Source organism: Streptomyces sp. NPDC091271, assembly GCF_044757505.1.
GTDB lineage: Bacteria > Actinomycetota > Actinomycetes > Streptomycetales > Streptomycetaceae > Streptomyces.
Window position 1 is genome coordinate 510,557 of sequence record NZ_JBIVVD010000004.1, and the last position, 24,859, is coordinate 535,415.

At 69.2% G+C, this 24,859-nt stretch carries 15 protein-coding genes; 8 read left to right on the forward strand and 7 right to left on the reverse strand.

The features are described from left to right. Positions 1-610: 610 nt before the first annotated feature. Both ACIQM3_RS18870 and ACIQM3_RS18875 read right to left on the reverse strand, forming a co-directional pair. Positions 611-2,377, reverse strand: a complete 1,767-nt coding sequence (locus ACIQM3_RS18870) for a ThuA domain-containing protein (RefSeq protein ID WP_401625386.1) — start codon at positions 2,375-2,377, stop codon at positions 611-613. Further along, a complete protein-coding gene (locus tag ACIQM3_RS18875) occupies positions 2,374-5,196 on the reverse strand; it encodes a PQQ-dependent sugar dehydrogenase (RefSeq protein ID WP_401625388.1) in 2,823 nt (940 codons plus the stop codon). Before ACIQM3_RS18875 ends, ACIQM3_RS18870 begins: the two co-directional genes overlap by 4 nt. Positions 5,197-5,618: 422 nt before the next feature. Between ACIQM3_RS18875 and ACIQM3_RS18880 the strand changes: the two genes are divergently transcribed. Beyond that, entirely contained in the window at positions 5,619-7,808 is a 2,190-nt protein-coding gene (locus ACIQM3_RS18880; protein WP_401625391.1) for a discoidin domain-containing protein, read from the forward strand. Between the two features lie 218 nt (positions 7,809-8,026). Further along, on the forward strand, positions 8,027-10,198 hold the full coding sequence (locus tag ACIQM3_RS18885) for a discoidin domain-containing protein (protein ID WP_401625394.1): 2,172 nt from the start codon (positions 8,027-8,029) through the stop codon (positions 10,196-10,198). A gap of 219 nt (positions 10,199-10,417) precedes the next feature. On the opposite strand, the gene ACIQM3_RS18890 is transcribed toward ACIQM3_RS18885, so the two are convergent. Continuing rightward, positions 10,418-11,743 carry an ROK family protein gene (locus ACIQM3_RS18890; protein WP_401625397.1) on the reverse strand — a complete coding sequence of 442 codons (1,326 nt, stop codon included), beginning with the start codon at positions 11,741-11,743 and terminating at the stop codon, positions 10,418-10,420. A gap of 182 nt (positions 11,744-11,925) precedes the next feature. Here ACIQM3_RS18890 and ACIQM3_RS18895 point away from each other — a divergent pair, with 182 nt between their 5' ends. From ACIQM3_RS18895 to ACIQM3_RS18915, 5 genes are all read left to right on the forward strand, one after another. After that, positions 11,926-13,242, forward strand: coding sequence for an ABC transporter substrate-binding protein (locus ACIQM3_RS18895; protein WP_401625400.1), 1,317 nt, complete (start codon positions 11,926-11,928; stop codon positions 13,240-13,242). 14 nt (positions 13,243-13,256) lie between these two features. Further along, positions 13,257-14,252: a carbohydrate ABC transporter permease gene (locus ACIQM3_RS18900; RefSeq protein WP_401625403.1), complete on the forward strand. Its 996-nt coding sequence runs from the start codon at positions 13,257-13,259 to the stop codon at positions 14,250-14,252. 28 nt (positions 14,253-14,280) lie between these two features. Then, positions 14,281-15,120, forward strand: coding sequence for a carbohydrate ABC transporter permease (locus ACIQM3_RS18905; RefSeq protein ID WP_401626457.1), 840 nt, complete (start codon positions 14,281-14,283; stop codon positions 15,118-15,120). A gap of 60 nt (positions 15,121-15,180) precedes the next feature. Beyond that, a complete protein-coding gene (locus ACIQM3_RS18910; protein WP_401625406.1) occupies positions 15,181-16,536 on the forward strand; it encodes a GH1 family beta-glucosidase in 1,356 nt (451 codons plus the stop codon). A 513-nt stretch (positions 16,537-17,049) separates the two neighbouring features. Beyond that, complete coding sequence (locus tag ACIQM3_RS18915; protein WP_401625409.1) at positions 17,050-19,110, forward strand: phosphocholine-specific phospholipase C; 2,061 nt, start codon at positions 17,050-17,052, stop codon at positions 19,108-19,110. 84 nt (positions 19,111-19,194) lie between these two features. Here ACIQM3_RS18915 and ACIQM3_RS18920 read toward each other — a convergent pair whose 3' ends face one another. Genes ACIQM3_RS18920 through ACIQM3_RS18930 form a run of 3 tightly spaced genes read right to left on the reverse strand, consistent with a single transcriptional unit; the run spans position 19,195 to position 20,347 of the window. Next, the gene (locus ACIQM3_RS18920; RefSeq protein ID WP_401625412.1) at positions 19,195-19,461 is read right to left on the reverse strand and encodes a DUF4235 domain-containing protein; all 267 of its coding nucleotides are present in this window, start codon (positions 19,459-19,461) and stop codon (positions 19,195-19,197) included. Beyond that, complete coding sequence (locus ACIQM3_RS18925; protein WP_401625415.1) at positions 19,458-19,937, reverse strand: DUF3618 domain-containing protein; 480 nt, start codon at positions 19,935-19,937, stop codon at positions 19,458-19,460. The genes ACIQM3_RS18920 and ACIQM3_RS18925 overlap by 4 nt, the downstream gene beginning before the upstream one ends. Continuing rightward, positions 19,934-20,347, reverse strand: a complete 414-nt coding sequence (locus tag ACIQM3_RS18930) for a phage holin family protein (protein WP_401625418.1) — start codon at positions 20,345-20,347, stop codon at positions 19,934-19,936. Before ACIQM3_RS18930 ends, ACIQM3_RS18925 begins: the two co-directional genes overlap by 4 nt. Before the next feature lie 357 nt (positions 20,348-20,704). Here ACIQM3_RS18930 and ACIQM3_RS18935 point away from each other — a divergent pair, with 357 nt between their 5' ends. Further along, positions 20,705-23,773, forward strand: coding sequence for an endo-alpha-N-acetylgalactosaminidase family protein (locus ACIQM3_RS18935; RefSeq protein ID WP_401625421.1), 3,069 nt, complete (start codon positions 20,705-20,707; stop codon positions 23,771-23,773). A gap of 109 nt (positions 23,774-23,882) precedes the next feature. Here ACIQM3_RS18935 and ACIQM3_RS18940 read toward each other — a convergent pair whose 3' ends face one another. Beyond that, complete coding sequence (locus ACIQM3_RS18940) at positions 23,883-24,839, reverse strand: SDR family NAD(P)-dependent oxidoreductase (protein WP_401625424.1); 957 nt, start codon at positions 24,837-24,839, stop codon at positions 23,883-23,885. Positions 24,840-24,859 lie beyond the last annotated feature (20 nt).

Genomic DNA, 24,859 nt, shown 5'->3' on the forward strand with positions numbered 1-24,859 from the left:
AGGCGGTTCCGGCGAGCCGCAGATCTTTGGCGAGGAGAGTTCGGTGAAGGGGTTCTGGGGCTCCGTTGGTCAGCCGGTCACATACGAAGGCGGCGTAGCCGTCGGAGCGGCGGGCTTGGTCGCTGAGCTCCAGGAGTGGCATGGCAGGTGCTGTTGAGACGAAGTGGAAGTCGCGCCCAGCCTCCGCACGGATGCGTACATGTCTCTTGGCATCTGAGCCCCAGGCCTTGCTGATGGCTCTGGAAGGGCAGCTACGGTGTGTCCTTTACGGCGGCTGCTGGAGACGTACCGCGGTTAAGGATGGACGACGAGGCACCTTGACCGGCCCAGCACTCATGCCCGGTGGCTCCTTCCCGGCCGGAACGCTCACCGCCGAAGCCGGCGAACCATGCCCCGAGCGTCGTCTTGCGACGACGGCTGATCCTTCCCGAGCCGTGAGTACCCCGGTCCCGATTGCGCGAGGGGGCGCCGCATGGGGTCGTGGCAGGTCTTCGCGAGGGAACGGCGGCAGGGCGCTTCGGCGTCACGCCCCGCCGCCGTCACCGGCCCGGTATCGGGGCCGGTACCGGTGTCACCGCCTCCCGCGGTGGCACCGGAGCCAAGGTGTCGCTCAGCCGGGCAGCACCCACATCTGATTGGCGCCCGTGTGGCACGACCACAGGTGGAGCTTTGTGCCGTCCGCCGAGGAGGCGCCCGCCGCGTCCAGGCACTTGCCCGACTGAGGGTTCCGCAGGGTGCCGTTGACCTGCGGTTCCCATCTCTGGGCGCCTGTGCCGTTGCAGCCGTAGAGCTGGATCTTTGTGCCATCGGCCGATCCGCCGCCGCTGATGTCCAGGCACTTGCCCAGCGCTCGCAGTGTGCTGTCCGTGCCGACCGTCCACTTCTGGGCCGCCGACCGGTTGCACGTCCATAGCTGGACCTGCGTCCCGTCGGCACTCGCGCCGCTCGCGACGTCGAGACACTTGGCACCGATGCCTGTGACGGCGCCCTCCCTGGGCCCGGTCGCGCTCCCGAATTCCTTGATGCGGATGTTGCGGAACGAGACGTCGTCGCCGTCCCCGTGGTTCTGCAGACCGATGTGGCCCTGCTGGAGGCTTCGGGCGGGATCGGTGTTGGTGAAGTCGTTGATCCTGCGCCCGTTGAGGAACAGCTGGAGGCGTTCGCCCTCCACCCGGATCTCGTAGGTGTTCCACTCGCCCGGCGGGTTGAGCGCCGCGTCGCGTGCGGGCAGGTCGGCCGACTTGAAGCCGTAGACCGACCCCGTGGTGCGGTCCGAGGAGTCCGTCGCGTCGATCTGGATTTCGTACCCGTTGTCGACGGCCGACCACGGGTCGTCGGAGGCGGGGAAACCGACGAAGACTCCGGAGTTGTCGTCGCCGGACTGCCGCCAGTCGAGCTTCAAGGAGTACGCCTTGTACTCCTTCGTCTGGTACCAGAGCAGACCGAGGCCCTCTCGGGAGGTGAGAGTCGCGTCGGACTCGGCGAAGGATCCGGGCCCGGCCTGCTTCCAACCGCCGGTACCCGAGGTGCCGTACAGGGGCGTATAGCCCGTCTCCGGACGGCAGTCCGCCTCCGTCAGCTTCGCGGCCCAGCGGATGCCACCGAGCAGGTGGCGGCGGAAAGCCGGATCGGTGTATGACTCCTCGGTGTGGCCGCCGCCCGTGTAGAAGGCCCGCCCGCCCTCGTAGTCCTTGCACCAGGCGATCGGGTGGTCGTCGCCCATGGACCCGCCGCTGTACGTGGATTCGTCGAGTGAGGCCAGGACGTGTGCTGTTGTGCGCGGGTTGGTGCGGTAGTCGTACCACTCGTCGGTCCGCTGCCAGGTTTGGCCGAGGTGAGCCGTGGCGTCGTGAGCGCGGTCCTCCACCTCCACCGTCGCCGGCTGGATCGCCGGGTGGGACTGGAAAAGGGCGCCGGCAAGGCCGCCGTACCAGGACCAGTCGTACTCGGTGTCGGCCGCCGCGTGGATGCCGACATAGCCACCGCCGGCCGCTATGTATCCCTCGAAGGCGGTCTGCTGGGTGGCGTTGAGGACGTCGCCGGTGGTGGAGAGGAAGACCACGGCCTCGTACCCGGCCAGGTTGGCAGAGGTGAAGGCCGCCGCGTCCTCTGTCGCGGTGATGGTGAAGTTGTTGGCGGTGCCCAGCTCACGTAAGGCGGTCACGCCTTCGTCGATGGAGGAGTGGCGGAAGCCGGCGGTCTTGGAGAAGACCAGCACGTCGTACGCCGGGTCGACCGCCGCGGTGGAGGTGGAGGGGGCACGGGTGGGTGTCCGGGGCTCGGCCCCGGCGGCCGCGGAGTGTGCCGCGGGCAGGAGGGCGGTGCACAGCAGCGCGCCCGCCGCCCAGCAGGCGAGGAGTCCGTGTCGTCGGCTCATGGCAGGATCCACTTCTGGTTGGCACCGGAGTTGCAGGTCCACAGGTGGAGCTTGGTGCCGTCGGCAGAGGCCGCTCCGGACGCGTCCAGGCACTTGCCCGTCACTGGGTTCTTCAGCGAGCCGTTCGACTGCGGCGCCCACTCCTGGGCTCCGGTGTTGTTGCAGCCGTAGAGCTGGATCTTCGTCCCGTCGGCCGTAGAGGCGCCGCTGATGTCCATGCACTTGCCGAGCGCGCGCAGGGTGCCATCCGTGCCGGCCGTCCACTTCTGGGCGGCCGTCCCGTTGCAGCCGTACAGCTGGATCTGTGTGCCGTCCGTGCTGGAGGCACCCGTGACGTCGACGCACTTGCCGCCGATGCCAGTGATCTGACCGGTCCGTGCGGTGGCCGTGCTCGTGGTGAGCGTGAAGTCGTCGATGTCGAAGAGGGATCCGCTGCCCCCCTTGAAGACGAGGTGAAGGGTCGTGGTCCCGGTCGGACGGTCGGAGAGGTCCGCGGAAACATTCTGGAAGGATTCCCAGCCTCCGGTGGCGGGGACCGCCGCCGAACCGAGCAACGTTCCGGAGGGCGAGCCCGCTCGTACCTCCAGGGTCCCGCCGGCGCCGCCGGAGGCGACTCGGGCGGTCAGCCGGGTGGCGTCGGCGAGGAGATACGGCGTGAACGCGATCCAGTCGCCGTTCTCGATGTATCCGACCGCCTTGCCCCCGTCTGCGGCCGCCTTGTCGACGATCCTGACACCGGCGGAGTCACCGTGGTGTTCGGCCTGGCGCTGACTGCCCTGGCTGATGTTCTCGTCGTGGGTGGTGAGGGCCGGCTGCCCGTTCGCGCCCTTGTCGGTGTACTCGGCGTCCCAGACACCGAAGATGTTCGCGTTGGGGTCGTGCTCACCGTCGGCGATGGTCTGCAGGGTGCCGGAGCAGCCGTTGGCGGATGTCTGCGGGTGGCCGTGGCTGTCGTGTCCGATGATGAAGGTGACCTTGACCTTGGAGCAGTCGATCGTGCCGTCCTCCGGGTCCGTCACGGTGACCTTGAAGGGAACGGCGGCACCCGCGTCGACGATGGTTCCGTCGGCGGGCAGTTCGAGGGTGACGCCGGGCGCGGTGTTGCCGACGGTGACGCCCACCGAGGCCGTCGCGGTGCGGCCGGTGCCGTCGGAGACCGTCAGCTCGGCGGTGTAGCTGCCGTTGGTGGTGTAGGTGTGGGAGGGATCGGCCGCGGTGGACGTGGAGCCGTCACCGAACTTCCAGGCGTAGGTGAGCGGGTCGCCATCGGGGTCGGAGGTGCCCGCCGAGGAGAACTTCACTGCGAGGGGGGCTGTGCCGGAGGTGCGGTCGGCGGTGGCGTCGGCGAGCGGGGCCCGCCCTCCGGTGACGTACTCGATGCGGTAGACCGCGCTGTTCGCGTCCCCGTTGAAGTAGCCCGTGCCGTAGTCGAGCACATACAGCGCGCCGTCCGGGCCGAAGGCCGAATCCATGACCTGGGTGCCCTGCCAGGGGAAGGCGTTGATCGACTGAACGGTTCCGTCCGAGCCCTGCTCGATGCGCTTGATCCACTTGCGTCCGAACTCGCCGGCGAAGAAGTCGCCGTCGAAGCTCTCGGGGAATTTGACGTCGGAGGTCGAGGCCGCATCGTAGCGGTAGACGGGTCCGCCCATGGGTGACTCGGAACCACTGCCGAAGTCGGGGACCGAGCCGCCGTCGTACGGGATCCAGGCGGGCTGGGCCGCGGGGAGGTCTGTCAGGCCGGTGTTGTTCGGCGAGGTGTTCCTGGGGGCGGAGCAGGAGAACGCGGCCCCGGACGTGGATGTGGCGAAGTCGTAGTCGACGTAGGCGTTGTTCTTGCCGGTGCAGTAGGGCCAGCCGAAGTTGCCCGCCTTGGTGATCCGGTTGAACTCGACCTGGCCGGCCGGTCCGCGGCTCGCGCTCGCGGTACCCGCGTCGGGGCCGTAGTCACCGAGGTAGACGATGCCGGTCGCCTTGTCGACGGACATCCGGAAGGGGTTGCGGAAGCCCATGGCGTAGATTTCGGGTCTGGTCTTCGCGGTTCCCGGCGCGAACAGGTTCCCCGACGGGATGGAGTAGTCGCCCGCCGCGTTCACCTTGATGCGCAGCACCTTGCCGCGCAGGTCGTTGGTGTTGCCCGACGAACGCTGGGCGTCGTAGGCAGGGTTGCGGTCGGACCGCTCGTCGAGGGGGGCGTATCCGTCGGAGGCGAAGGGGTTGCTGTCGTCCCCGGTGGAGAGGTAGAGGTTGCCCTGGGCGTCGAAGTCGATGTCGCCGCCGACATGACAGCAGAGACCACGGCTTGCGGGGACGTCGAGGACCTTCCTCTCGGTGGCGGTGTCCAGCGTGCCGTCGGTCCTGAGGACGAAACGTGAGAGCCGGTTCACGCCGTCGAACGGCGTGAAGTCCGCTGCTGAGCCGTTCGCGGGGGCGTCTCCCGAGGGGGTCGAGAGCTTCGGGGCGTAATAGAGGTAGACGAAGCGGTTGCTGGTGAATCCCGGATCGACGCCGACGCCCTGGAGGCCCTCCTCGTCGTGCGAGTAGACGTCGAGCCGACCGGAAACCTTGGTGGCGCCGGCCGCGTCGGTGAGACGCAGGGTGCCGTCCCGTGAGGTGTGGAGCACGGACCTGTCGGGTAAGACGGCGAGCGTCATCGGCTCACCGGTCTCGGCCACCCCTTTGGCGAGGGTGACCTGCTGGAATTCGTCGGCCGCCGCAGGCGCGGCTTCGGCCGGCCCTTGCTGGGCAGTGAGGGCGCTCGCGGCGGCGAGCAAGGTGCATGCAAGCGCCGCGAGAAGCCGGGCTGATCTCCTGTGCACGCGAATCCTCCGTGTGGTGACGGGGTCGGGGGTGGAGCACAGGCGCGCGCCGTCGCGCCGGGGAGCCCGGTGCCCACAGGGGGGAGGGGAGGGCACTCGGTCCTTGTTGTCCGGTCAGGTCAGGAAGGTAATGGCTTTTCCTTCCGCCAGAAACCCCTTTGACGTACACGGCTACAGCTTTTTCCCGCAGGGAGACAAAGAGGCCGCGTCCACGCCGGAGTTGAAGCCGCCTTGACGCTCAGTAGGTAGAACCCGTGGCCGCACGGTCTCCTGACGCACCGCCAGCTTGTACCCGGGTGTTGTCCTCCAGGCTTAATAGAAGCCGAAAGAAAAGTGTGCCCGAGTTCTTGACCGGGCGGGTGGTGCGCGGCAAGGTTCCGGAGAGCGCTCTCCCGTCAGTTTCCTTCTCAAGGAGCTTCCCTATGCCCGCAGTTGGCATACCCCCACTCGCGGCACCGCCGCCCAGAGCTGCCCGTAAGGGGCTCGTCGGTACAGTTGTCACCGCATTGGCTGCCGCGCTGCTCGCTCTGACACCGGCCACCGAGGCCGAAGCGGCGCCCGTGCTGCTGTCCCAGGGCAAGCAGGCGACAGCCTCCAGTCAGGAGCACTACGGCACGCCGGCCGGCAGTGCGGTCGACGGCGACCCCGGCACGCGCTGGTCGAGTGCAGCCTCCGATCCCCAGTGGCTGAATGTCGACCTCGGTGCACCCGCGGCCCTCGACCGGGTCGAGCTGAGCTGGGAAGCCGCCTACGCGAAGACCTACCGCATCGAGCTGTCGTCCAACGGCACCGACTGGTCGACCGCCTACTCCACGACCACCGGCGCCGGCGGCGTCGAGACGGTCGACGTCTCCGGAACCGCGCGCTACGTCCGTATGCTCGGGACCGCGCGAGCCACCGGATACGGCTACTCCCTCTGGGAGTTCAAGGTCTTCGGCAGCACGGACGGCGGCACGGGGCCCGTCATCCCCGGTGGGGGGGACCTGGGCCCGAACGTTCACGTCTTCGACCCGTCCACACCCGGCATCCAGGCCAAGCTGGACCAGGTCTTCGACGAGCAGGAGTCGGCGCAGTTCGGAAGTGGCCGGCACGCCTTCTTCTTCAAGCCGGGTACGTACAGCAACATCAACGCGCAGATCGGCTTCTACACCTCCATCGCCGGGCTCGGCCTGAAGCCCGACGACACCACGTTCAACGGTGATGTGACCGTGGACGCCGGCTGGTTCAACGGCAACGCCACCCAGAACTTCTGGCGCTCGGCCGAGAACCTCGCCCTCGACCCGGTCAGCGGCACGAACCGCTGGGCCGTCTCCCAGGCGGCCTCGTTCCGCCGTATGCACGTCAAGGGCGACCTGAACCTCGCCCCCGACGGTTACGGCTGGGCGAGCGGTGGCTACATAGCCGACAGCAAGATCGACGGCCAGGTAGGGCCCTATTCGCAGCAGCAGTGGTACACCCGTGACAGCACCATCGGCGGCTGGACCAACGGTGTGTGGAACATGACCTTCTCGGGCGTCGAGGGCGCTCCCGCGAACAGCTTCCCCGAGCCCCGGTACACCACGCTCGACACCACACCCGTGTCGCGCGAGAAGCCCTTCCTCTACATGGACGGCGACGAGTTCAAGGTCTTCACGCCGGCCAAGCGGACCAACGCGCGCGGCACCACCTGGGCCAACGGCACCCCGCAGGGAACGTCCATCCCGCTCAGCAAGTTCTACGTCGTCAAGCCCGGCGCCACCGCCACGACGATCAACGCCGCCCTGGAGCAGGGGCTGAACCTGCTCTTCACCCCCGGCATCTATCACGTCGACCGGACCATCAACGTGAACCGGGCCGACACCGTCGTACTGGGTCTCGGGCTCGCCACCATCATCCCCGACAACGGCGTGACCGCCATGAAGGTCGCCGACGTCGACGGGGTGAAGCTCGCCGGTTTCCTCGTCGACGCGGGACCGGTCAACTCCCCGACGCTGCTGGAGATCGGCGGACAGGGCGCCTCCGCCGACCATGCCGCCAACCCCACCACCGTCCAGGACGTCTACGTCCGCGTCGGCGGCGCCGGCGCCGGCAAGGCGACGACCAGCATCGTCGTCAACAGCGACGACGTGATCATCGACCACACCTGGGTGTGGCGTGCCGACCACGGCGAGGGTGTGGGCTGGGAGACCAACCGCGCCGACTACGGCGTGCGGGTCAACGGCGACGACGTCCTGGCGACGGGCCTGTTCGTCGAGCACTTCAACAAGTACGACGTCGAGTGGTACGGGGAGAGGGGCAAGACGATCTTCTACCAGAACGAGAAGGCCTACGACGCCCCCAGCCAGGCCGCCATCCAGAACGGCGACACCAAGGGCTACGCCGCCTACCGGGTCGACGACTCCGTGAACGTCCACGAGGGCTGGGGTATGGGCAGCTACTCCAACTACAACGTCGACCCGACGATCCGTCAGGACCACGGCTTCGAAGCACCTGTGAAGCCCGGAGTCAGATTCCACAGCCTGCTGGTGGTCTCCCTCGGCGGCAACGGTCACTACAACCACGTCATCAACGACACCGGATCGCCCACGTCGGGCACCTCGACGATCCCGTCGACCGTGGTGTCCTACCCCTGATGAGCCACCGGTCCGCCGGAGCGGACCGGGCACGACGCCCTCCGGGCGGGGTTCCATCCCCGCACCCCCGCCCGGAGGGGCCGCAACGGACACGCGTACGACAAAAGGACGTCCTCGCTCTGTCGAACGGACGGACTGCCCTCCCCACCCGCCGGACGGCTCCAGGATCTCCTGCGCACGTCACGCCGCCCGGCACCCCCGACCCGCCAGGAGCAGATATGTCACCACTTCTCTCCCACCCGACCCCGGCAGGGCGCCGCGTCGGTGTGCCCCTCCTAGCCCTCGGCGCGCTGATCGCGTCGTCCCTCACCCTCACCGCCTCGCCGCCCGCCCAGGCCGCCGAGACCCTGCTGTCCCAGGGCAGACCCGCGACGGCCTCGTCCCAGGAGGGCGAGGCGTTCGGGGCGTCCGCAGCGGTGGACGGCAATCTCTCCGGGACCCGCTGGGCCAGTCAGTGGAGCGACCCCCAGTGGATCCAGGTCGACCTCGGCAGCAAGCAGAACCTGAGCCGTGTGGTACTCACCTGGGAAGCGGCGCACGCCAAGAACTACGAACTCCAGGCCTCCGACAACGGCACCGACTGGCGCGCTCTGAAGACCGTCACGGGAAGTGACGGCGGTACCGACGACGTCGCCGTGTCCGGCGCGGGCCGCTACGTCCGGATGCTCGGTACGGCCCGCACCGGCGGTTACGGCTACTCGCTGTGGGAGTTCCAGGTCTACGGCGACGCCGACGGCCCGCCGGCCACCGGGGGCGCCGTCGCCGTGACCGGCTCACAGGGCAACTGGCAGCTCACCGTCGGAGGCAAGCCCTACCAGGTCAAGGGGCTCACGTGGGGGCCGTCCGTCGCGGACGCCGCCCGCTACATGCCGGACCTGAAGTCGATGGGTGTGAACACCATCCGGACCTGGGGCACCGACGGCTCCAGCAAGCCCCTGCTCGACGAGGCCGCCGCCAACGGCATCCGAGTCGTCAGCGGCTTCTGGCTCCAGCCCGGCGGCGGCCCCGGCAGTGGTGGCTGCGTCAACTACGTCACCGACACCGCGTACAAAAGCACCTCGCTCACCGAGTTCGCCAAATGGGTCGACACCTACAAGAGCCACCCCGGTGTCCTGATGTGGAACGTCGGGAACGAGTCGGTGCTCGGCCTCCAGAACTGCTACAGCGGCACCGAGCTGGAGAACCAGCGCAACGCCTACACGTCCTTCGTCAACGACGTCGCCAAGAGGATCCACTCCATCGACCCGGACCACCCGGTCACCTCCACCGACGCGTGGACGGGCGCATGGCCCTACTACAAGCGCAACGCCCCCGACCTGGACCTCTACTCGATGAACTCCTACGGGGACATCTGCAACGTCCGCGGTGCCTGGGAGCAGGGCGGCTACACCAAGCCCTACATCATCACCGAGGGCGGACCGGCCGGCGAATGGGAAGTCCCGGACGACGCCAACGGCGTACCCGACGAGCCCACCGACGTGCAGAAGGCCGACGGCTACACCAAGGCGTGGGGCTGCGTCACCGGACACCAGGGGGTCGCGCTCGGTGCCACGCTGTTCCACTACGGGCTGGAGCACGACTTCGGTGGCGTCTGGTTCAACCTGCTGCCCGACGGCCTGAAGCGCCTCTCCTACTACGCGGTGAAGAAGGCGTACGCAGGATCGACGAGCGGGGACAACACACCGCCCGTCATCACCAACATGGGTGTCACTCCATCGTCCGCGGCGCCGGCGGGCCAGGAGTTCACGGTCCGTGCGGACGTCCGGGACCCGGACGGTGACCCCGTGAAGTACAAGATCTTCCTGAGCGGCAACTACGCCAGCGGTGACAAGGGGCTCGTCGAGGCCCGGTGGCGGTCCACCGGAAACGGCACCTTCGCCGTCACCGCGCCCGAGAAGCTCGGCGTGTGGAAGGTGTACATCCAGGCCGAGGACGGCCGAGGCAATGCCGGGATCGACACGAAGTCGGTCAAGGTGGTCGCGCCGCCCGTGGACGGCACCAACGTCGCGCTGAACAAGCCCGCCACCGCCTCCTCCTTCCAGGCGTCCTACGGTGACTGCCCGTGCCCGGCCGGCCGCGCCACGGACGGGAAGACGGAGACACGCTGGGCCAGCGACTGGAGCGATCCCCAGTGGATCCAGGTCGATCTCGGGGCGCCGACCGCCTTCCGGAAGATCCAGCTGGTCTGGGATCCCGCTTACGCCAAGTCCTACGACGTGCAGGTCTCCGACGACGGGACCAACTGGCGCACGGTCCACACGACCACGTCGGGCAACGGGGACATCGACACGATCGACGCCTCCACCACCGCCCGGCACGTACGGCTCCAGCTGAAGGCCCGAGGCACGGCCTGGGGCTACTCGCTGCACGAGTTCGGTGTCTACAGCTGACCGGAGCGATGCGTGCCGCATGTCCGGCAGGGCCCGACCGTCGCCGCCACGGGGCGGCCGGGCCCTGCCCTCACGCGTGCGGGCCGAGACCGGGACGCCGGTGTGGGTGCCTCACCCGGATCCGGAGCCGGCTGCGCGGGCGTGCCCCGGGGGCGGCCGGAGCTCCCCCCGCGGGCGTGCCCCGGGGGCGGCCGGAACTCCCCGGCCCATCACCTCACCTCATCTGTGCGCGGCCCGGTCCCGCAGAGTCGTCTGCCACATCGGGGTCTGCTCCTGGGGGCCTGCCTCCTCCTGCCGGCCTCCGCGCTCGAAGAAGTCGGCGAGCGGCAAAGCGGCCGCCCCCACGGTGACCGCGTCCGGCCCCAGGGTGCCGAGGCCGATGTGCACATGAGCGGCCGGATACGCGAGGGCGTAGGAGGTCGCGTGGGCCCGCACCGAGTCCAGGAAACGCGTGCCGAGCTGGAGCCCCGCCCAGCCGCCGACGAGGATGCGCTCAGGCTGGAAGAGGTTGATCAGGTCGGAGAAGCCCGCGCCGAGGTACTCCGCGGTCTCCTCCAGGACAGCCAGGGCCGTGGCGTCGGAGTCCGGTCCGGCACCGTCGCCCTGTCCGGCCGGATACGCCGCGGCCAGCATGGCCGTGAGCGCGGTCTCCTCGTCGACGTCCACGAGAGGCTTCCCTCCCGCCTCCCGCCAGCGCTCCAGCAGCGCCTCGGCGCCCGCGTAGGCCTCCAGGCAGCCGAGCGAGCCGCAGCGGCAGCGCCGACCACGCACGCGCACGGTCAGATGCCCCCATTCGACGGCCCGGCCCGGACTCATGTCGTCGGTGACCACGCAGGCGCCCACACCGGAACCGAACAGCACGACCACGGCGCTCTGCGCCCCGCGCCCGGCGCCGAACCACATCTCGGCCTGGCCCAGGGTCTTGGCACCGTTGTCGATGTAATACAGCACGTTCGCGGGGAGCGGCACCGACTCACGCAGCAGTCGCTCCAGCGGAACCGCGTCCCAGCCGATGGTCTGGCCGTGCACGACGGCGCCGTCCTCGGGCGTCCTGGAGACGATGCCCGGTACGCCGACGCCGACGCCGAGGAGCTGTTCGGCTGCGATCTCCGCACGGTCCAGGACCTCGGTGATGCCCTCCCGCACATGTCCCACCACGACACCGACGTCGTAGCGGTCGACGCGCCGGGGCCCGTCGAGCGACAAGGGTTTCTCGACGCGTGCCAGCTCGGTGAGAGCGAGATCGAAGAGTTCGACCCTGACCCGGGTCTCGCCGATGTCGACACCGATCATGTACCGGCTCTGGGGCCGGATGCGCAGAAGGGTCCGAGGGCGCCCCCCTGCGGAGTCGACGCTGCCGGCCTCCTCGACCAGCCCCTCGGCGACCAGTTCGGCCACCACGTTGCTCACGGAGCCGGAACTCAGACCGGTGGGCGGGCCGAGCGAAAAGCGGCTCAACGGGCCATCGAAATACAAACGTTGCAATACGGCGGTGCGGTTCTCGCGCCGCAGGTCACGCACCGTCCGGCCGCTGCGTACTTTCACCCTGCCCCCTCTTCCTGAAGCTCACCTACGCAACATACCTCCGTGACACCCCTTGACGCGACCTTCACTTGCGGTTTAACTCACACCCTAAATTAAGCCCTGTGGGTTTGAGGCCGAACGGGACGTCACACCGGCCCGGCCCACGGCGGACAACCATCACTAGGGAAAGGCCCCCTGGAGTCATGCGCAGAATCCGAGCCGCGGCCGTCGGCGCCGTCACCCTCTCGCTCGTACTCACCGCGGCTGCCTGCGGCGGCGGTTCGTCGGGGGCGGGCGGGTCCAACGAGCAGCCGAAGACGCTCACCTACTGGGCCTCGAACCAGGGCGCCAGTCTCGAGGTGGACAAGAAGGTCCTGCAGCCCGAGCTCGACAAGTTCGAGAAGGAGACCGGTATCAAGGTCAAGCTGGAGGTGGTGCCCTGGGGCGATCTGCTGAACCGCATCCTCACCGCCACCACCTCCGGGCAGGGGCCGGACGTCCTGAACATCGGAAACACCTGGAGTGCTTCGCTGCAGGCCACCGGTGCGCTGCTGCCCTGGGACGAGAAGAACTTCGAGGCGATAGGCGGCAAGGACCGCTTCGTCGAGTCCGCCCTCGGCTCGACCGGCGTCCAGGGCAAGGACCCGGCCGCCGTGCCGCTGTACTCCATGGCCTACGCGCTCTACTACAACAAGAAGATGTTCGCCGACGCCGGCATACAGAAGCCGCCGACGACGTGGGACGAGGTGACCGAGGCCGGGAAGAAGCTGTCCAAGGACGGCAAGTGGGGACTCGGCGCGGAAGGCTCCAACCTCTCGAACAACATCCACCAGGTCTTCGTCCTCGCGAAGCAGCACGGGGCCGACTTCTTCACCGCCGACGGCAAGGCGGACTTCACGTCCGACGGGGCGGTGGCGGCCGTGAAGCAGTACGTCGACCTCATGGCCAACGACAAGATCGTCGCGCCGGGTAACGCCGAGTACGCGCAGAACCAGTCCCTGAGCGACTTCGCGAAGGACAAGACGGCGATGGTGCTGTGGCAGACCGCGGCCGCCACCTTCGAGTCCCAGGGCATGAAGAAGGACGAGTGGGGCGTCGTGCCGGCCCCGGTCCAGTCGGGGAAGCCCGGCACGGGCAAGGGCACCAACTCCATGGTCGCCGGCATCAACATGGCCGTCTTCAACAACACCAAGAACGTCGACGGTGCCAAGAAGTTCGTGAAGTTCATGACCAGCGACGAGGAGCAGACGGTCCTCAACACGTCCTACGGCTCCATCCCGCCGGTCAAGGCCGCCCAGGAGGACGACGCGTTCAACACCTTCGCGCTGTCGCCCCTGCGCGAGACCCTCGCCACCAGTGCCACCGCTCTGCCCCAGGTCGCCGAGGAGTCGCAGTTCGAGACCGTCGTCGGCACTGCGGTCAAGGAGCTCTTCGCCGACGCGGCCGCCGGCCGTCCGGTGACGACCGAATCGGTCAAGGCGAAGCTCGAAAAGGCCCAGCAGCAGATGCCCAAGAAGTGAGCACGGACACCACCATGACCACAACCGTCGCCACCGTTCCCGGCGAGCGGACAGCAGAGAAGAACAACCCCGGAGCGGCGCCGCGCAGACGCCGCTCCGGGCGGCTGCGCAAGATCGGCCTGCCCTACCTGCTGCTGCTCCCCGCTCTGCTCCTCGAGCTGTTGGTCCACCTGGTGCCCATGATCTTCGGCATCGTCGTCAGCTTCCGGCAACTCACCCAGTTCTACATCCGGGACTGGGCCACCGCGCCTTGGACCGGTTTCGACAACTACGCCGTCTCGGTCGACTTCGACGCCCCGGTGGGCGAGGCGCTGGTGCAGTCGTTCCTGACGACCTGCCTGTTCACCGTGCTGTCGGTGGGACTGTGCTGGTTCCTCGGGACCGCCGCAGCGGTCTTCATGCAGGAGACCTTCCGCGGGAGAGGCTTTTTGCGCACGCTCTTCCTCGTGCCGTACGCCCTGCCCGTCTACGCCGCGGTCATCACTTGGGCGTTCATGTTCCAGCGTGACAACGGCATCATCAACCACGTCATCCACGACCAGCTCGGCCTCACGGACAGCCCGCCGTTCTGGCTCATCGGCGACAACGCCTTCGTCACACTGCTCGTCGTCTCGGTGTGGAAGGGCTGGCCCTTCGCCTTCCTCATCATGATGGCCGGCCTCCAGAACGTTCCCCGGGACATATACGAAGCGGCGGCGCTCGACGGCGCCGGGGTGTGGCAGCAGATCCGCCGCATCACCCTGCCGTCACTGCGGCCCGTCAACCAGGTCCTCGTACTCGTGCTGTTCCTCTGGACCTTCAACGACTTCAACACGCCGTTCGTCCTGTTCGGCAAGTCGGCACCGGCATCGGCGGACCTGATCTCCATCCACATCTACCAGTCGTCCTTCCAGACCTGGAACTTCGGCACGGGCTCCGCGATGTCGGTCCTGCTGCTGCTGTTCCTGCTCGTCGTGACCGGCCTCTACCTCCTGTTCACGTCCCGAGGAAAGCAGGCCACCGATGCCTAGGACCGCACAGCGCACGGCCCCTTCCCCGATGGCACCCCCGCAGTCCTTCCTGTGGGCGCGGCGGATCTTCCTGACGCTCCTCACCGTCTTCGTGGTCCTGCCGGTGTTCGTCATGGTCACCAGCTCCCTCAAGCCGCTGGAAGACGTGACCGGGAAGTTCCAGTGGATTCCCTCGGGCCTGACCATCAGCCCCTACTTCGACATCTGGGACACGGTCCCCCTCGCCGACTACTTCATGAACTCCCTGGTCGTCGCCGGGGCGGCGACCGTCTGCTCCGTGGTGATCGCGGTGTTCGCGGCCTATGCCGTCAGCCGCTACAACTTCCGCGGCAAGCGCGTGTTCACGGTGACCGTCCTGTCGACGCAGATGTTCCCCGGCATCCTCTTCCTCCTGCCGCTGTTCCTCATCTACGTGAACATCGGCAACGCCACAGGCATCGCACTGTTCGGGTCGCGGATCGGCCTCATCATCACGTACCTCACCTTCTCTCTCCCTTTCTCCATCTGGATGCTGATCGGATACTTCGACTCGGTGCCGAGGGATCTGGACGAGGCGGCCAAGGTGGACGGCTGCGGCCCGCTCGGCGCCCTGTTCCGGGTCATCGTCCCCGCGGCCATTCCTGGCATCGTCGCCGTCGCCGTGTACGCCTTCATGACGGCCTGGGGCGAAGTCCTCTTCGCCTCCGTCATGACCAACGAGACCACCCGCACCCTGGCCGTCGGCCTGCAGGGCTACTCCACGCAGAACGACGTGTACTGGAACCAGGTCATGGCAGCCTCCCTCGTGGTGAGCCTGCCCGTCGTCGCCGGGTTCCTGCTCCTCCAGCGTTACCTCGTCACCGGCCTCACCGCCGGCGCCGTCAAGTAGCCGCACAGCCGCCCCCATTGACCGCTTCGCCCCACCTGTCCGACGTCTGCGAGGTACCTTGTGACCGAATCGATCGATCTTGCCGCCTTCCCCCGTGATTTCGTCTGGGGCACGGCGACGGCCGCGTACCAGATCGAAGGCGGCGTCGCCGAGGACGGCCGGTCGCCTTCGATCTGGGACACCTTCTCCCACACCCCGGGAAAGGTCGCCAACGGTGACCACGGCGACGAGGCCTGCGACCACTACCACCGGTGGCCGGAGGACGTCGCCCTCATGAAGCGGCTGGGCGCCGACTCGTACCGCATGTCGACGGCCTGGCCGCGCATCGTCCCGGGCGGCGACGGACCGGTCAACGCGGCGGGGCTCGACTTCTACGACCGGTTGGTGGACGGCCTCCTGGACGCGGGCATCACTCCCAACATCACCCTCTACCACTGGGACCTTCCCCAGGCCCTTCAGGACCGGGGCGGGTGGACGGTGCGTGACACCGCCGAACACCTCGCCGCATACGCGGCCGTCGTGGCAGGACGCCTGGGCGACAGGGTCACCCGGTGGGCCACTCTGAACGAACCGCTGTGCTCCGGATGGATCGGGCACCTGGAAGGTCGGATGGCCCCCGGCCTGACCGACCTCACCGCGGCGGTCCGGGCCTCCTACCACCTGCTGCTGGGCCACGGACTGGCGACCCAGGCGATCCGCGCCGCGGCGCCCGGGGCCCAGGTCGGACTCGTGACCAATCACTCCACGGTGGAGGCCGCGTCCTCCGCCCCGCAGGACCTCGCGGCGGCGATCCGCATGGACGGCCACACCAACCGCTGGTGGCTCGACCCCGTGTACGGCCGCGGCTTCCCCACGGACATGCGGGAGCTGTACGGAGTCGAACTGCCCGAGCGCGCGGGGGACCTCGAGGTCATCGCAACCCCCCTGGACTGGCACGGCCTCAACTACTACTTCCCCGTCACCGTCACCGACGACCCGGAGGGCTCCGTCCCGCACGCCCGGGAGGTCCGGCTGCCCCACGTGCCGCGCACCGGCATGGACTGGCAGATCGACGCCGGCGGCCTCGAAGCGCTGCTCATGCGGCTGACCGACGACTACGGCGTAGGCCGCCTCTACGTCACCGAAAACGGCTCCGCCTTCCCCGACACCGTCGGCCCCGACGGGGCGGTGGACGACGCCGGGCGGGCCCAGTACCTGGAGCAGCACCTGGCAGCGTGCGCCCGGGCCGTCCGCAAGGGGGCGCCCCTGGCCGGGTACTACGCCTGGTCGCTGCTGGACAACTTCGAGTGGGCCTACGGCTACGACAAGCGCTTCGGCCTCGTCCATGTCGACTATCCGACGCAGACACGCACCATCAAGAGCAGCGGTCACCGGTACGCGGACATCATCCGCGCACACCGTGAGACCCATGCCTGACGACACCCGATAACCGGGCGTCCCTGGTGGCGGGGGTGTCGCTCGAACCCGATCCGTCCCCGCCCGGCTGCCGTTCCCCGGCGGGAAGCCGGGGAACGGCAGGCCGTCAGCAGCCCTGGCCCATCCGGCCGGGCACGGCCCGCAAGGCTGCCTCTTCCCCTCCTAGGCGCCCACGCCGGAGCGATCGCCGTTCCTGGTCGCGCCGCGCCCGCGCCGCAGGTGTGGTGCTCGCGGGGGCGCCCGCCGGCGGCGCGGGACCGGCCTTCGCGAGAGTACGCGTCGGCGTGTGTCTCGTGTGCTGTCGGACAAAGGGCTATCACGGGGGCCTGTTATTCGTGGTCGGGTTGCCCGTACCCTCCCACCAGCCGTCGGCGTGAGCAGGTCCGTGACACTGGGGAGGGCCTTCGTTCTCCAGGTGTACGGCGTGGTGTCACGAACCCGCCCCCGTCCGGTACCCCGGGACCACTGTCCTTGGGGCGTCCCCGATACCCCCCACCCCAGAGGTCGTCACCCATGACAGAGCTCGACCGTCGCAGGTTCCTGCAGATAGCCGGCGGCACCGCGGCCTTCGCCATGCTGAACGAGAGCATCGCGAGAGCCGCCGCCATTCCGGCGCAGGGCGGCACAGGAACGATCCAGGACATCGAGCACATCGTCGTACTGATGCAGGAGAACCGTTCCTTCGACCACTACTTCGGAGCGATGAAGGGCGTACGAGGCTTCGGTGACCCCCGGCCGGTGCTCCAGGACAACGGCAGGTCCGTCTTCCACCAGTCCAACGGGACCAAGGACATCCTCCCCTTCAACCCGCAGGTGGCCGACCTCGGGATGCAGTTCCTGGAGGGGCTGGACCACGACTGGGCCGGCGGCCACCAGGCCTACGACAACGGCAAGTACGACAAGTGGGTGCCGGCCAAGACGGCAACGACCATGTCGTACATGACACGGAACGACATCCCGTTCCACTACGCCCTCGCCGACGCCTTCACCGTGTGCGACGCCTACCACTGCTCCTTCATCGGAGCCACCGACCCCAACCGCTACTACCTCTGGTCGGGCCACACCGGCAACGACGGTACGGGCGGCGGCCCGGTCCTCGGCAATCAGGAGGCCGGCTACAGCTGGAAGACCTACCCCGAGCGGCTGGAGTCGGCAGGGGTCTCCTGGAAGGTCTACCAGGACATCGGCGACGGTTTGAACGCCGCCGGGTCGTGGGGCTGGATCGACGACGCGTTCCGCGGCAACTACGGCGACAACTCCCTGCTGTACTTCAACAGCTACCGCAATGCCCAGCCCGGCAGCGCCCTGTACGAGAAGGCCCGCACCGGCACCGACGTCAAGGCCGGCGGCACGTACTTCGACCGGCTGCGCGCGGACGTGGTGGGCGGGAACCTCCCGAAGGTCTCCTGGATCGCCGCCCCGGAGGCCTTCAGTGAGCACTCCAACTGGCCGACGAACTTCGGCGCCTGGTACATCTCACAGGTCCTGGAAGCGCTGACGGCGAACCCGGCGGTGTGGGCGAAGACAGCCCTGTTCATCACCTACGACGAGAACGACGGCTTCTTCGACCACGTGGTCCCGCCGTACCCCCCTGCCTCCTCCGCCTGGGGCCTGTCCACGGCCGACGTGTCGAAGGACCTGTACGCGGGCGGCGGGGGTTACGCGGCCGGCCCGTACGGGCTCGGCCCGCGCGTGCCGATGATGGTGGTCTCGCCGTGGAGCAAGGGCGGCTACGTCTGCTCCGAGACCTTCGACCACACCTCGGTGATCCGCTTCATGGAGAAGCGCTTCGGGGTGCGGGAGCCCAACATCTCGCCGTGGCGCCGCGCCGTCTGCGGTGACCTGACCTCGGCCTTCGACTTCGCTCGTACGGACACGTCCCCCGCCGCGCTGCCCTCCACGGCCCGATACGTACCGCCGGACAGGAACCGCCACCCGTCCTACCATCCGACCCCGCCGGCCACGGGCACCCTGCCGAAGCAGGAGGCGGGCTCCAAACCGACCCGCGCCCTCGGCTACAGCCCGTACGTGGACGGCCTGGCCACCGTCTCCACCGCCAAATTCACCCTGACCTTCGCCGGCGGACCCACCCTGGGCGCCCACTTCCACTGCACCTCGGGCAACCGCACGGACGGCCCATGGCCCTACAGCGTGGAGGCGGGCAAGACCCTCTCGGACACCTGGAGCACCAGCAGCTCCACCGGCAACAGGATCGATCTCACGGTCTGGGGCCCGAACGGCTTCCTGCGCACCTGGCGGGGGCCCGCGAAGCAGGCCGGCCCCGAGGTCACCGCCCGCCACACCGCGTCCGGCGGCAATCTGACGCTCAGCATGACCAACTCCGCCCCGGCCGCGGTCAACCTGACCGTGACCAACGCCTACGGCGGCGCGGCTCAGACCTTCAAGGTCAACCCCGGCGCGACCGTCTCCCACACGGTCGACCTGCGCGCCACCGCCCGCTGGTACGACGTCAAGGTCGTCTCCGACGCCGACGCGACGTTCCTGCGCCGCTTCGCCGGGCACGTGGAGACCGGAGCCCCGGGCGTCTCCGACCCGGCGATCCGGACCGCCTGATCCGGCCGTCCGGCGCTCCCGCCACCGCGTGGGGGGAGCCCGGCGGCGCCGGCCCATGGGGAACGGGGCCGGCGCCGCGGCGGGTCAGCCCGGCCAGACGCCGGTCAGGCGACGCGTGGCCACGGCGCCCGAACGGTCGACGGTCGCCTTGACCACGGAGAAGATGACTCCCTGGATAGCGGCGGCGAGCAGGATCTGCTGCCAGGACCGGTCTTCGTCCGTGGCATCGGGCGCGTCGCCCTCGCCCTCGATGATCTTCCACGTCTGCTTGAACGCGGCACTCGCGATCATGCCGCTCGCCGCACCGAGGGCCAGCCCGACCGGCTTGTAGGCGATCTTGGAAATTTTCATCGGCGTCCTCGACGGTGGCGCACCAGCAGGACAGCGGCGAGCAGCGCACCACCCGCGAGAAGCGGGTTGCGGTTGGCGCGTGCGAACGTCGTGGCCCGGCCCGCCTTTTCGAGCAGCGGGTCGGGAGCCTTGTCCGCCGCGTACTGTCCTGCCCGGGTGGCGGTCTCCCGTACGTGGGACGCGGCCTCGGCCGCCTTCTCCAGAACGGGATCGGGCGTCTTGTCCTTGACGAGCCGCGTGGCCTGCTCCGCCTTCCCACGGACCTGCTCGGCCACCAGGGCGGCCTTCTCCGCGGCCTGTTCCCTCGCGGCGGCGGTCTTCTCCCTCGCCTGCGCCTTGACGTCGGCCTTGGCCGCCAGTGCTTCGACGGTCTGCCCGAGTTCGTCGCGGGTGCGCTCGACCTGCTCGCGCAGCTCCTCGGGGTTGGAGGCGTCGGGGACGGGGGTCCCTATGTTCGTGCGGGATTCCTTGCTCATCGGTGTGCCTTTCCCTTGATCTCGGCCAGATCGGCCTTGACGCTGCCGACGGTCTGCTCCGGGGCGGGGGAGCCGGCCTCGGCGATCTGCTTCTTTCCGGCCAGGGCGGCCGCCGCCGCGGCCGCCGCCAGTACTGCCGTGACGATGAGGGCCGACGCCCACAACGGCAGCACGAGTGCGAGAGCCGCGATACAGGTCGCGACCAGCGCCTGGGCCGCCAGGATGCCGATGAGGCTCGCGGCGCCGAAGAGGCCGCCGCCCTTCCCGAAACGCTTGCCCTTCTGGGTCATCTCCGCTCGGGCCAGCTGCATTTCCTCGCGGACCAGCTCCGAAATCTGCTGCGAGGCGCGCGAGACCAGGACGCCCAACGAGTCGTCGTTGGTGTCGGTCTGCCGCTCTGCCGTGCTCATGGCCAAGTCACCTTGCCTTCCTCGATCTGTCGGAAACATCGGCTGCCCCAGGGCGCCGTTCGTCCGGTGAGGCAGGACCGGTGGGCCTCGTAGCGCGTCAGCACGAAATGACTGGCGGGCCGGTGAATGGCCTCGAAGTGGGCCGGCCATGACGGAACCTCCTCGTTGAACCGTGTATGCGGACGTCTCGGCTCGACTACCCCGCAACTGCCCCAGCACCCATCCCGCCGGCAAGGGCGTTCGGACCGGGCCGCACGCGTTAGTCCAACACCCGCCCCTCCTTTGTCCATGGGCGCGTTCACCCCGAGCAGCGCATCTTGGCGTGCACAGATGCCGTCCAGCGCCAGGAGAACGAGCATGCACGCACAAGATCCCGGACCGAGCCGCAGGACCGTGGTGGCCGCAACCGCACTGGCGGGTGCCGGACTGGCCCTCGCCGGCCCGGGCACCGCGTTCGCGGCGCAGCGGGAGACCGTGCTGCGCTCCCGCGAACTGGAGGTGCGCGTCGATCCGGACTTCCCGCGCATCGTCTCGTACACCGACCGTGCCGGAGGCTCCGTCCTGCACGGTCAGGAGGACCCGGTCACCTCCGTGCTGATCGACGGCACCGCCCGCACCCCGCGGGTGACCTCACGCTCCGGCCGTGACATGGCGTCGTACACCCTCGCCTTCGACGGCGGCACCGAGATCCGGGCCGAGATCCGCGTCACCGGCCGCCGGGTCGAGTGGCGGGTCACCGAAATCACCGACACACCGGATCTGCGCGTCGGCACGGTCCAGATCCCGTCGCTGGCGTTCCTGTCGGTACGCAGCGACCAGCCGGGAGCCGCTCTCCTCGCCGCCCGGATCCAGCTCGACAAGGCCACGAGCGGCGACACCCTGGTCGAGCTCACACCGGACACCGCGCCCGACGCCGCGCCGACCGGCTGCGCGTACGCCGTCGTCGCCCACGACCGGCTCGGCGGTGCCCTGGAGACCAACACGACGTACGACAAGCCCGACAGCGCGCCGGGCGCCACCTGGGAGAACGGCCGGCTGTGGCGCCGGACCGTCAGGAAGGACGGCTACGTCAAGGCCGAACTCGCCTGCGGGCAGTGGACACACAGGGCCGCGACCGCGCCTCCGGACGCCACCGAGCCGCTCCCGTACGCCACCGTGATCATCACCGGTGACCGCAACGGCGACGGCGTGGTGGACTGGCAGGACGCCGCCATCGCCTTCCGCGACATCATGGTCGACCCGCTGGGCGCCGACGAGCAGCACCTGCGCGTCGTCCCGCACATCCCCTTCAACTTCGCGAGCCAGGCCACCAACCCGTTCCTCGTAACGCTCGACAACGTCAAGCGGATCTCCCTCGCCACGGACGGTCTGCGTCAGTACACGCTCCTCAAGGGTTACCAGTCGGAGGGCCACGACTCGGCCCACCCCGACTACGCGGGCAACCACAACGAGCGCGCGGGGGGCCTGAAGGACCTCAACACGCTCGTGAGCGAGGGGCGCAGATGGGGGAGCGACTTCGGCGTCCATGTGAACGCCACCGAGTCCTACCCCGTCGCGAACGCGTTCTCCGAGACGCTCGTGGACAAGAGCAACGAACAGTGGGACTGGCTCGACCAGAGCTACCGCATCGACCAGCGGCGCGATCTCGTGTCCGGCGACATCATCAAGCGCTTCCAGGACCTCAGGGACGAGACCGACCCCGCCCTGAACACGCTCTACATCGACGTGTTCCGCGAGTCCGGCTGGACCTCCGACCGGCTCCAGCGGGCCCTGCGTAAGCAGGGCTGGCAGGTCACCACCGAGTGGGGCCACGGCCTGGAACGCTCCTCCCTGTGGTCCCACTGGGCCACCGAGACCGACTACGGCGCCGACACGTCCCGGGGCATCAACTCCCAGCTGATCCGCTTCATCCGCAACCACCAGAAGGACGTCTTCGCCGACAAGTGGCCGACGCTCCTGGGGATACCGCGCACCGGCAGCTTCGAGGGCTGGGTCAACAAGACCGACTGGAACACCTTCTACCGGCAGATCTGGACCGACAGCCTTCCCGCCAAATACCTCCAGGCGTACCCGGTCAGGACGTGGGGCGCCCACGAGATCACGTTCTTCGGCCCGACGAAGACGTCCGTGGACGACACCGACGGCACCCGCCGCATCACCACGGACGGCCGGGTCGTGTACGAGGCGGGACGCTACCTGCTGCCCTGGGAGCCGCGCGAAGCCACCGACCCCGACCGCCTCTACCACTACAACCCGGCGGGCGGCAGCAGCACCTGGCTGTTGCCACGCGGCTGGGCCGGCCGGTCGAAGGTCTTCGTCCACCGGCTCACCGACCAGGGGCGGGCATCCGTCCGTGAGGTACCCGTCCGCTCCGGCCGCGTCACCATCGAGGCCGAGGCGGAGCAGCCGTACGTCGTCCACCGCACCCGGATGCCGGCGAACAGGGACCCGGAATGGGGGCAGGCCACACCCCTCCGCGATCCGGGCTTCAACTCGGGTTCCCTGGACGGCTGGCACGTCGACGGCCCGGCGTCGGTCGAACTCAGCGCCCTCGGCGACTACGAACTGGTCGTCGGTGCCGGTCCTGCGGCAGCCGTCGGACAGCGGATCGCCCGTCTCGCGCCGGGCACCTACGCCGCCTCCGTACAGGTGGAGGTGGGGGAGCAGGCGGGGGAGCGGCGACGGGCCGCGCTCACCGTGCGGACCGCCGACGGCACCACGGCCGAGAACTGGACGGACTCCTCCACCGCCGTCAACCTCGTCGCGGCGGACCGCAAACACGACACCCGCTTCCAGCGGATGTTCACGTACTTCACCGTGCCGGACGGCGGCGGGCCCGTGGACCTCACCCTGCGCGCCGAAGCCGGGGACGCCAGGGTCCGCTTCGACAACGTGCGGATCGTCGCCGCGCAGCGCACCACCAAGGAAGGAGCCGTGGCCTTCGAGAACTTCCAGCACGTGCCCCAGGGCTGGGGGCCGTTCGTCAAGGGCGACGCGGGCGGCTCGACGGACCCGCGCACCCACATCGCGCAACGGCACGCCCCGTTCACCCAGCGCGGCTGGAACGGAAAGGTGATCGACGACGTCGTCGACGGAACCCAGTCGCTGAAGTCGCGCGGGGAGAACGACGGCCTCGTCTACCGGACCGTGCAGCACACCGTCCGCTTCGAGGCGGGGAAGCGCTACCGGGTGACCTTCCGGTACGAGAACGAAAAGGCCGGCCAGTACGCGTGGATCACCGGGGTCGACGCACCGGCCTCCCGCGAGCTCGCCCGCATGGACCTTCCCGTGGCCACCTCACCGGCCGTGCTGAGTCACGAGTTCACCGCGCCGTCCGAGGGGGAGACCTGGGTCGGCCTGCGCAGGACCGGTGACGACGGGACTGCGGAGTTCGTCCTCGACTCCTTCGAGGTGCGCGAGGTGTGACGGACCGGCCGCCCCGCCCCCGGCGCCCACGAGTGGGTCCGGGTGCCGGGCGGCCCGACCTCGATGACCGTGGCCCGCGCAGGCGACGGGCCGGGCCTCGTGCACGGGATCACGCGCGTCCGCAGCTCGTGCCGGGGTCCGCGCCGGTCAGATCACAGCTCACGTCCCACAACCGCGCCGCGACCGAGCGGTCGGTGAGGTGGTCCCACACCGCCTCACGTCGGGGCTCACCCCGCAGGCCGAGGACCCGCGGCCCCCACAGCCCGCCTCCGCACGCGGCCGGGTCGAGCACCGCGCGGACCGCGGGCCACGCGCCGGCGTCCTTGCCCTGGAGGAGGAGGGCCGCGGGTGCCGCGCCCAGCCGCGCGCCGGCGGTCCGCACATGGACCGGTGGCCGTGAGGGGGTGAGGGAGTCCAGCGCCCCGCCGGGATGGGCCAGCACGCTCGACACCGGACTGCCGGCAGCGCGCAGGCGGCGGTCGAGCTCGATGCCGAAGTACATCTGTGCCAGCTTGGAGCGTCCGTAGGTCCGCTTGGGCCGGTAGTCCTTCCGGGACTGCAGGTCGTCGAGGTCGAGCCGTTCCGACTTCGCCGCGAAGCTGCCCATGGTCACGACGCGGGCCGCCGGGGCGGCAGCCAGCAGCGGCATCAGCGCATGGGTCAAGGCGAAGTGCCCGAGGTGATTCGTGCCGAACATGAGTTCATGACCGTCCACGGTCTCCTCGCGTGGCGGGTCGTCGAGCGCGACGCCGGCGTTGTGGACCACCGCGTCGAGGTGTGCCACCCCCAGGGACTCCACCGCCGTTCCGAGCGACGAGAGGTCCGCGAGGTCCAGCCGTACGGCCCGTACCCGCGCGCCGGGGACACGCATGCGGATCAAGGCCGTGGCGGCCTCGGCCCTGGCCGGACTCCGGCTGCCGAGGACGACGGTGGCGCCGGTCGCCGACAACTGCTCCGCGACGAAGTACCCGATGCCGGCGTTGCCGCCGGTGACCAGGAAGACGCGGCCGTCGGCCCCGGGCAGCCGATGGACGTCCCAGGGCGGGGTGGAGGATGTGAGCGACACGGCGACGGGCTCCCTCGTTC

Excerpts from the sequence above, each read along its gene's own strand:
- ACIQM3_RS18880 (WP_401625391.1), top strand. The coding sequence starts at position 5,619 with ATGCCCGCAGTTGGCATACCCCCACTCGCGGCACCGCCGCCCAGAGCT.
- ACIQM3_RS18930 (WP_401625418.1), bottom strand. The coding sequence starts at position 20,347 with ATGAGCACGGCAGAGCGGCAGACCGACACCAACGACGACTCGTTGGGC.
- ACIQM3_RS18885 (WP_401625394.1), top strand. The coding sequence starts at position 8,027 with ATGTCACCACTTCTCTCCCACCCGACCCCGGCAGGGCGCCGCGTCGGT.
- ACIQM3_RS18935 (WP_401625421.1), top strand. The coding sequence starts at position 20,705 with ATGCACGCACAAGATCCCGGACCGAGCCGCAGGACCGTGGTGGCCGCA.
- ACIQM3_RS18905 (WP_401626457.1), top strand. The coding sequence starts at position 14,281 with ATGGCACCCCCGCAGTCCTTCCTGTGGGCGCGGCGGATCTTCCTGACG.
- ACIQM3_RS18915 (WP_401625409.1), top strand. The coding sequence starts at position 17,050 with ATGACAGAGCTCGACCGTCGCAGGTTCCTGCAGATAGCCGGCGGCACC.
- ACIQM3_RS18870 (WP_401625386.1), bottom strand. The coding sequence starts at position 2,377 with ATGAGCCGACGACACGGACTCCTCGCCTGCTGGGCGGCGGGCGCGCTG.
- ACIQM3_RS18920 (WP_401625412.1), bottom strand. The coding sequence starts at position 19,461 with ATGAAAATTTCCAAGATCGCCTACAAGCCGGTCGGGCTGGCCCTCGGT.
- ACIQM3_RS18895 (WP_401625400.1), top strand. The coding sequence starts at position 11,926 with ATGCGCAGAATCCGAGCCGCGGCCGTCGGCGCCGTCACCCTCTCGCTC.
- ACIQM3_RS18925 (WP_401625415.1), bottom strand. The coding sequence starts at position 19,937 with ATGAGCAAGGAATCCCGCACGAACATAGGGACCCCCGTCCCCGACGCC.
- ACIQM3_RS18900 (WP_401625403.1), top strand. The coding sequence starts at position 13,257 with ATGACCACAACCGTCGCCACCGTTCCCGGCGAGCGGACAGCAGAGAAG.